Source organism: Glutamicibacter sp. AGC84, assembly GCF_053543575.1.
This window is the reverse complement of the sequence record NZ_JBLVOC010000015.1, coordinates 361,008-369,118: the sequence shown is the minus strand read 5'-3', so window position 1 is coordinate 369,118 and position 8,111 is coordinate 361,008. Positions and strand designations below refer to the sequence as shown.

Sequence of the window (8,111 nt, the reverse complement as noted above, 5' to 3'; positions counted from 1 at the left end):
ATGGCCGGCCGCTCGCCGCGGATTTTGGTAGGAGAATCAACAACCTCCCAGCGCAGCGAACTTCCTTGGCATCCAGAGCAGTGATTGCTGAACCCGGCACAGCTCTCAAAAGCAGTGCGCTGGCACTGCTGCCGGCTGTTGCCGGGCGGGCCGCCTTCGTTCGCCGCCCCGGCTGGCAACTGGCGAAACCCGTTGCCTATTTCCCTGCGCTGCCGCCGTCACCCGCTTTCCGAGGGGTCGCATCATTCCCCTGCAATTCGGCCAGGTAGAGTTCGCGCAATCGCTGCGCCGCGGGATTCCCGGCCTCAGACTCCCACGCCAGGAAGATGTCCGAGTGGTTCAGCTCCTCCATCCCGCCCGGACCCACCAGCTCCTCGAAGACCACCCCCGGCGGGGCAAAGTCGCGGGCACTGGCTGGCACCAGGGAGACGCCCAAGCCCACCGAGACCAGCGCCATCAGCGCTGGGATCTGGCTGGCCACCTGGGTGACCGTGGGGCTGACACCCACCGAATCAAACAGCCGCAGCACCAGATCGTAGAAGTAGCGCGCCTCGTGGGTGGAGTACATCATCAGCGGCAGGCAGACCAGTTCCTTGATCAGCACCCCCTTGCCGGTTTCCAGGTGGTGCCCGGCCGGCAGCGCGACGACCAGCCGATCCTTCTTGACCAGGTGAGTTTGCACGCCCGGCCGGTGCACCGCCGGGCGCAGCAGCCCCAGGTCGATCTGTCCCTTGCTCAGCGCATCGAGCTGGTCGATGGATACACCCTCGCGCAGCACCAGCGTGATCTCCGGCAGTTCGCGGGCCGCCAGCGCGAGCAGCTGCGGCAGCACCGACTGGCCGGCTACCGAGGTGTAGCCGAGGATCACGGTGCCCGATTCCCCGGTGGCGACCTTGGAGACTTCCAAACTGGTTTTCTGGCACAGATCCAGGATGCGCCGCGCGTTGGGAAGCAGCACCTGTCCTGCCGCGGTCAGCGCCACCTGCCGCGAGGTGCGGGTGAACAGCTTGGCATCCAATTCGCGTTCCAGCAGCTGGATTTGCCGGCTGAGCGGGGGCTGGGTCATATTCAGCCGCTGCGCCGCGGCGCCGAAGTGCAGCTCCTCGGCCACGGCCACGAAAGATTCCAGCTGGATCAGCGAGAACATCAAGTCACTCCTTGAATTGCTGGTTGCCAATTTTATCTTGGACAGGTATCGATTCACTTTCTAGGGTGATTCTAAACGTCCCTTACCGACTGGAGCTACCCCCATGACGCAATCCCAATCCCACCGAATCGCCGATATCCAGATCACTCCTGTCGCCTTCGCCGATCCACCGCTGCTCAATTCCGTGGGCGTGCACGAACCGTATGCATTGCGCTCCATCGTGGTGCTGCACACCGAATCCGGCCACTATGGGCTGGGCGAGACCTATGGAGACAGCGCGCACCTGGCTCGGCTGGAACGCGCCGCCGGGTTCCTGCGCGGCACCGACGTGTTCAAGCTCAACCAGATCTCCGAGCTCGTGGGGGACTCGCTGCGCGGGGACCAGGGCCAGGGCGGGCACGGCACAGGCGGCATGGTCACCACCACTTCGCTGGCCGACCGGGTGCTTTCCGCCTTCAATGTCGCCGCACTGGATGCGCAGGGCAAGATCCTGGGACTGCCGGTGAACACGCTGCTTGGCGGAGCGGTCCGCGATCGTGTGGACTTCAGCGGCTACCTGTTCTACAAGTGGGAACGCCACCCGGGGCACGAGCCGGACGCCTGGGGCGAGGCGCTGGACCCCGAGGGCATCGTGCGCCAGGCACGCACCATGGTCGAACGCTACGGATTCAAGGCGCTGAAGCTCAAGGGCGGGGTCTTCCCGCCCGAGCAAGAGGCCGCCGCAATCGAAGCCCTGCACCAGGCCTTCCCCGGATTGCCGCTGCGTCTGGACCCCAACGGGGTGTGGAACGTGGCTACCGGGATCGAGGTGGGCCGGCGGCTGGACGGCGTGCTGGAATACCTGGAGGATCCGTGCCTGAGCGCGGAAGACAACGCCGCGGTGCGCCGGGCCATCCCGATGCCGTTGGCGACGAACATGTGCGTGGTTTCCTTCAACGACCTGCCCGAAGCGATCGAACGCAAAGCCATAGACATCGTCCTGTCGGACCACCACTTCTGGGGCGGACTCAGCCGTTCCGCGCTGCTCGCCGGCATCGCGCGCACCTTCGGCCTGAAGCTGTCCATGCATTCGAATTCGCATCTGGGCATCAGCTTTGCGGCGATGGTGCAGCTGGCTGCGGCGACCGAGAACATCGACTACGCCTGCGACACCCACTGGCCGTGGAAACGCCCGGACGAGGATGTCATCCTCCCCGGGGCGCTGGAACTGGCAGACGGTGCCGTCGCGGTGCCCGAGGCACCGGGCCTGGGGATCGAGCTTGACCCGGAGGGGTTGGCACGGCTGCACCAGCAATACCTGGACTGCGGGCTGCGCGAACGCGACGACACCGGCTACATGCGCCGCATCGACCCGTCCTTCGAGCTGGCGAGCCCCCGATGGTAGCGCCGTTGCGGGTGGTCGTCACCGACGCCATCGTCGCCCGCTTCGAGCCGCTGTTCCGCAGCCTGTCCCCGCACCACGACTGGCACTTTGCCGCCTCGATGGCGCCGGGGCCGCAACTGGAACTGATAGCCGAGGCCGACGTGCTGGTCTGCGCCCGGCTGAGTGCCGAGCAGGCCGCGGCTACCCGCGCCGGGCTGGTTCATGTCACCGGTTCCGGCACCGACCGGCTGGCACTCGACCAGCTCCCCTCCGGCACCACGGTGGCGCGCCCCGCGCCCCACGAACGGGCCATCGCCGAGCACATCCTGATGGTCATCCTGGCCGCGCAGCGCCGCCTGCTTGAAGTCACCGCGCAGTTGCGCGCTGGCAGCTGGCAGACCCTGGCCACCGATCCGCAAACGCCGCTGCACCGTACGCTCGCCGAGCTGACCATCGGCTTCGTGGGGCTCGGTGCCATCGGTACGCAGGCCCTTGAACTCTGCGGCAGCCTGGGTGCCCGCTGCGTCGCCGTGCGACGCACCGTCCCGGAGGAGCTCCCGCCCCATGCGGCCTGGGTGGGCACCATGGATGCATTGCCACGCCTGCTGTCCGAGGCAGACGTGCTGGTGCTCTGCGTGCCGCTGACCGATGAGACCACTGGTCTGATCGGCAGCGAGCAGCTAGCCGCACTGCGCCCCGGGGCAGTGCTGGTCAACGTCGCCCGTGGCCCGGTGCTGGACCTGGCTGCGTTGCACGAGGCGCTGGATTCGGGCCGCTTGGGTGCCGCGGCGCTGGATGTATGGTGGCAGGCTCCGGAGGGTATGCAGGCACCGGAGGACACCCGGCGCCTTGCCAACCATCCCCGAGTCATCGCTACCCCGCATTATTCAGGCCATTCGAACGACACCTTCACACGCCGGGTGCAGGAGATCTGTGCGAATATCGATGGCTACGCGAACTGCCTGCCCGTGCGAAACGCTGATTAGAATAGGAGTTATGCAAGAAGAAGAATTGATGCAGACGGTCGAAGAAGAATTCACCGCCATCTTATTGCGTGCCCGCCAAATGCTGATCCGTCGTGCCAAGATCATCCACCCGGATCTGCAGGACCCGGGGTACCGCTTGCTTGCAGTGGTCATCCGTGATGAGGCGCAGCAGCAGGGGGCGCTCGCAGAGAAGCTGCGCTTGGACAAGGCAACCATATCGCGCCTCGTGCAGCACCTTGAATCCTTGGACCTTGTCACCCGTACCCAGGATCCTTCCGATGGCCGGGCCCAGCTGGTTTCGGCAACAGATATAGCCAAGGAAAAATGGCGTTCGAGCGGCAACACGCTGCGTGAGGAACTGCGCCGCCAGCTCAAGGAATGGGAAGCATCCGAACTGAAGAACTTCGGAGATCTCCTGCACCGCCTCAACGACAGTTTTGAACAGATTCTCTAGTCCCCCATCATCAGCTGAAGCCTTGGAGACCTTCTGGTTTCCAAGGCTTCGGCTTTTTAAGAATCAATCCATCAGTGCCAAGAAATCATCGGCATTCAGCGCGGCGCTCTGAGCGCCCTCGGCAGTGTCGCCCAAGACATCGTTGAACAGCTGCGTCTTCTTGGCCTGCAGCGCGAGCACCTTGGATTCGATGGTGTCCTTGGCTACCAAACGATACACATAGACGGGCCGGGTCTGCCCGATGCGATGGGCACGGTCAATCGCCTGTGCTTCGGCCTGGGGGTTCCACCACGGGTCAAGCAGGATGCAATAGTCCGCTGAGGTGAGGTTGATGCCGAATCCTCCGGACTTCAGCGAGATGAAGAAGACCGGGAAATCCCCCTCGCTGAAACCGTCAATCAGTTCCTTGCGCCGCGGTCCACTGGTGGAGCCGTCAAGGTAACCGTGCTCAATGCCCAGTTCCTCGGCGACGTCGCGTGCCTTGGACAGGAAGCTGGTGAATTGGCTGAAGACCAGGATTTTGTGTCCCTCGGAAACCGCATCCCCCATGAGCTCGCGCAGCATTTCCAGCTTCGCGCTGGGCGCATTGCCTTCGCCCACCAGCGAGGGATCCAAAGCCAGCTGGCGCAGCAAGGTGAGCGACTGGAGAATCTGGAAGCGATTCGAGTCGACATCGTCAACCAGGCCCAGCACTTCTTGCCGCACGCGCTGGAAGCGGCGGTCATAGGCTTTCCGGTGCCCTGGCTCCAGCTCGACTTCCAGGACCTGTTCGGTCTTTGCCGGTAGCTCGGGAACGACCTGCTCCTTGGTGCGGCGCAGCACGAATGGTCGCAGACGGTTCTTCAAGCGTTCCATCCGCTCTTGGTCCCCGTCGGCGATTGGCTTCTGGTAGTTGTCCTTGAAGGACTTCGCACCACCCAACAGGCCAGGTGCGGCCAGCGAGACCAACGCCCACAGTTCCGTGAGGTTGTTCTCCATGGGCGTGCCCGTGACCACGAATTTGCACGGCACCGGCAGCTGCCGGGCCTGCTTGTAGCCCTTGGACGCGTGGTTCTTCAGCTGCTGGGCCTCGTCCATGATCATCACGTTGAATCCAGCGGCCTCGAAATCCTCATAGGCCAAGCGGAAGATCGTATAGCTGGTCACCACCAGCTGCGCATCACCGATCTGCGCAGCCAAATCCTGGCCGCTCTTCCTTGCCGTAGAGGTAATGCCGGTGATGCTCATCTGCGGGGCGAAACGCTGCGCCTCATTGATCCAGTTGCCCACCACAGAGGTAGGGGCAAGCACCAGGAACTTCTGGCTGGGATCTTCAACGCGAGCCTGTTCCAGGCAGGCCAGCAGCTGGACGGTCTTGCCCAGCCCCATGTCGTCGGCGAGGACCCCGCCAAGACCATGGGTGCGCAAGAAGTCCAGCCAGGATAGGCCGTGGCCCTGATACGGGCGCAGTTCAGCGTTGAACGTTTCCGCTAGCTGGACCGGCTGCATTTCTTCACCGCTTTGCAGCGCCTTCATGGTCTGCAGCCACTGGTTGTGCTGGGCTTCGATAATGCCCAGATCCACCAGTTCTTGCCACCAGTCGATGCTCAACTTATGGATGCGGATCGTATCGCCCTGCACCGTGCCCAGCTCCCCGGCCTCTGATATCAGCTGGCGCAGCTGCGTGAAATCTGCACCATCAATCGGGATCACCGTAAGGTCATCGAGGACGAGATACTCATCTTGCTTGGTCAAGGCCTCCAGCAGCAGTGGGAACGGGACCTTGGTCTCGTCCAGGAGCACTTCCACAGACAAGTCGAACCAGTCCCCCGTGCTTTCGCCGGCTTCGACACTGACAGCGGCCGGCGCGTGGCTGATCCGGTACTTCGGCAGCCTGTTCTGCTCTTCAACGACCACATCGGGATGCTCTGCCAATAGCGGCAATGCGTAGACCAAGAAATCGATGGATTCGGAGGTGCTGAATTCCTTCGGCGGGAAGATTCCTGAAGAGGTCAGTTGCCCCAAGGAAGCCTGCGCGCCGAGCTTGTCCTGCACCGAAGCAGCAATTTCCTTTTCCACGGCATACTGGCGGGGGCCCGCGGAGGCGTACTCCCAGGAATAGCTCACGTTCAGCGGAGTTCGGATGCTCTCCAGGGACAGCTTGAGGCTGGGGCGTGCTGGAACAGGGATGCTGTAGCTGTCATCCTCGCTCTTCAACGGTGCCATCAGGCGCAATCGGTCCAGGTGCTGGCGCTCGAAAAGCTCAACGCCTTCCTGCGGGATGGATTGCGCACCGGATTCAATAAATGTGGCCAGTTCCTTCGTGACCGGTTCAGCGAACCGGGCCAAACCGATTTCCCTGGCCTTCGGCAAGGGGCTGGACGCGTAAGCCAACAAGGTCGGCGGCGTGCCTATGGGCAAGAGGTAGACGTGCTCTTCGCTCGGCCCGCGCAGCTTCCCTTCCATGCTCAGGCCATGTTCACCGCGACGCACATCCACGTGTGCCATGGCTGGTTGCTCGCTGAACTCCACCGGGGCCTTGGCCGTAGAACCGCCGTTGACGATCTGCACTCCAGCTTCACGCAGGGCTTCGAACGCATCCAGCAGGTCCTGGCCTGGAAAATCCATCAAGGAGATCCACTCCTTGGGATCCCACGAATGGCGATAAGTATCTTGTTCAACGTGTTCACGCAACCGGTCCAGTTCAACGACCGCACGACGCTGCTTCTTGGAGAACCGCGTATCAAAAGCAACATTGCGCCAGCTGATCCCGGTTTGGATCCAGGGGCTCTTGGTGCCCTGGCGGGCCGGGCGTGCCTGCAAGGTCAGCGCGTCCTCGCCGCCATAACGCGGTTCGCTGACCACTTTCAGGATCAATCCCAGCGGTTCTTCGGCAACCAGCGGCTCATCGGAAATGACTGGAAGCAGACGGTCAAGGGTACGTTCCCACTGCGGCTTGCTATTGCGTTTCCAAGCGTGGGGATCCACCCCGGAGTCGGAGACGAAAAAGCCCTGGTCTTCTTCGGTGGTGACCTCAATGAGCAAGGCGGCGACATCTTCACAGGACTGAACCCCCGGATGCTTGCCGCAGAAGCTGGTGAAGCTGATATTGCCCTCGGTGATTTCCAATTGGGCCATCACCGATTCACGCAGCACCACACCGGAGATGCGGGTAGATCCCGGTTGCATTACCCGGTTGGCGATCTGCACTTTTCCGGAATCACACAGGAATTGGCCCAGGTTGTATTCGGATTCGGTCACCAAGGTCTGGGCCGCAGAAAGTGTCAGCTGGAATTCCATACTCGCCGTTCATTGTTCGTGCAGTGGGCGCCCGAGAGCTAGATTCCATCTTAGCGAGCCGGAAAGCAAGATGCCCGGTGACGAAAAGTTACTTCTGCCCTTTACCCGCGGGCCCTGCAACCGATAGAAATTAATCACTGAATCACGAGTTCCACTCTTTGAGCCCTGGCTGAGTGGACGGCAACCCTCCTGCGTCATTGTGCGGGGTGCCCCAGGTGAAGATTCGACGCATCTTGAACGCCAAGATGCGTAAGCGATGGCGCCCCTTGCGCCAGAAAGGGGATCAATTCCCCATGACTAATGCAGCATCTGCCCCAACCGTATCCGAAGACCGCGCACAGCGCCTGCAGGAAGCAGGCAAGGGCTGGGGCGAACGAATTTCGGCTGCCCCGCAAAGTGCCCAATTGACTTTCACTGTGGAGGGCGAAGGCTTCGATTCGGTAGCCAGCAACATTGTCTCGGGCAAGCACACCTTCCAGGTCGACGAGCCAGCTGCCCTGGGCGGCAGCGACCTGGCCGCAAGCCCCGTGGAATACGCGCTCGGAGCGCTCATCTCCTGCCAGGTTGTGGTCTACCGCTTGTACGCGCAGAATCTCGGCATCCAGGTGGACGACGTGAAGATCCAGGCCAATGGCCACCTCGATGTCCGCGGACTCTTCGGCATCGACCAGACCATCCGCCCCGGCTTCTCGTCGGTGGATCTGGACATCCGGATTGCCGGACCGGAATCAGCTGAACGCTATGAAGAACTGCGCCGCGCAGTGGATGCCCACTGCCCAGTGCTGGACCTCTTCGCCAATCCGGTGCCGGTGACAACCGCGGTGAGCATCACAGAGATCAACTAGAGTTCGCTGAACTAAAAAGCACCGCGGCGGCCCCCCC

At 62.5% G+C, this 8,111-nt stretch carries 6 protein-coding genes and 1 riboswitch; of the genes, 4 read left to right on the top strand and 2 right to left on the bottom strand.

From position 1 onward, the window contains the following. Positions 1-196 precede the first annotated feature (196 nt). The gene (locus ACNPN0_RS10490) at positions 197-1,147 is read right to left on the bottom strand and encodes a LysR family transcriptional regulator (RefSeq protein WP_448937734.1); all 951 of its coding nucleotides are present in this window, start codon (positions 1,145-1,147) and stop codon (positions 197-199) included. Between the two features lie 103 nt (positions 1,148-1,250). On the opposite strand from ACNPN0_RS10490, the gene ACNPN0_RS10485 reads away from it, so the two are divergent. Genes ACNPN0_RS10485 through ACNPN0_RS10475 form a run of 3 tightly spaced genes read left to right on the top strand, consistent with a single transcriptional unit; the run spans position 1,251 to position 3,950 of the window. After that, a complete protein-coding gene (locus ACNPN0_RS10485) occupies positions 1,251-2,531 on the top strand; it encodes a glucarate dehydratase family protein (protein WP_448937735.1) in 1,281 nt (426 codons plus the stop codon). After that, a complete protein-coding gene (locus ACNPN0_RS10480; protein ID WP_448938897.1) occupies positions 2,525-3,496 on the top strand; it encodes a 2-hydroxyacid dehydrogenase in 972 nt (323 codons plus the stop codon). The genes ACNPN0_RS10485 and ACNPN0_RS10480 overlap by 7 nt, the downstream gene beginning before the upstream one ends. Before the next feature lie 10 nt (positions 3,497-3,506). Next, entirely contained in the window at positions 3,507-3,950 is a 444-nt protein-coding gene (locus ACNPN0_RS10475; RefSeq protein ID WP_448937737.1) for a MarR family winged helix-turn-helix transcriptional regulator, read from the top strand. Between the two features lie 63 nt (positions 3,951-4,013). Here the strand turns inward: ACNPN0_RS10475 and ACNPN0_RS10470 are convergent, their stop codons facing one another. Continuing rightward, positions 4,014-7,229 (bottom strand): DEAD/DEAH box helicase, encoded by a 3,216-nt coding sequence (locus ACNPN0_RS10470; protein ID WP_448937738.1) that lies wholly within the window; start codon positions 7,227-7,229, stop codon positions 4,014-4,016. 140 nt (positions 7,230-7,369) lie between these two features. Continuing rightward, positions 7,370-7,491, top strand: a riboswitch (SAM riboswitch). A 31-nt stretch (positions 7,492-7,522) separates the two neighbouring features. On the opposite strand from ACNPN0_RS10470, the gene ACNPN0_RS10465 reads away from it, so the two are divergent. Continuing rightward, positions 7,523-8,074, top strand: a complete 552-nt coding sequence (locus tag ACNPN0_RS10465; RefSeq protein ID WP_332594599.1) for an OsmC family protein — start codon at positions 7,523-7,525, stop codon at positions 8,072-8,074. Positions 8,075-8,111: the final 37 nt, after the last annotated feature.

Excerpts from the sequence above, each read along its gene's own strand:
- ACNPN0_RS10475 (WP_448937737.1), top strand. The coding sequence starts at position 3,507 with ATGCAAGAAGAAGAATTGATGCAGACGGTCGAAGAAGAATTCACCGCC.
- ACNPN0_RS10480 (WP_448938897.1), top strand. The coding sequence starts at position 2,525 with ATGGTAGCGCCGTTGCGGGTGGTCGTCACCGACGCCATCGTCGCCCGC.
- ACNPN0_RS10465 (WP_332594599.1), top strand. The coding sequence starts at position 7,523 with ATGACTAATGCAGCATCTGCCCCAACCGTATCCGAAGACCGCGCACAG.
- ACNPN0_RS10485 (WP_448937735.1), top strand. The coding sequence starts at position 1,251 with ATGACGCAATCCCAATCCCACCGAATCGCCGATATCCAGATCACTCCT.
- ACNPN0_RS10470 (WP_448937738.1), bottom strand. The coding sequence starts at position 7,229 with ATGGAATTCCAGCTGACACTTTCTGCGGCCCAGACCTTGGTGACCGAA.
- ACNPN0_RS10490 (WP_448937734.1), bottom strand. The coding sequence starts at position 1,147 with ATGTTCTCGCTGATCCAGCTGGAATCTTTCGTGGCCGTGGCCGAGGAG.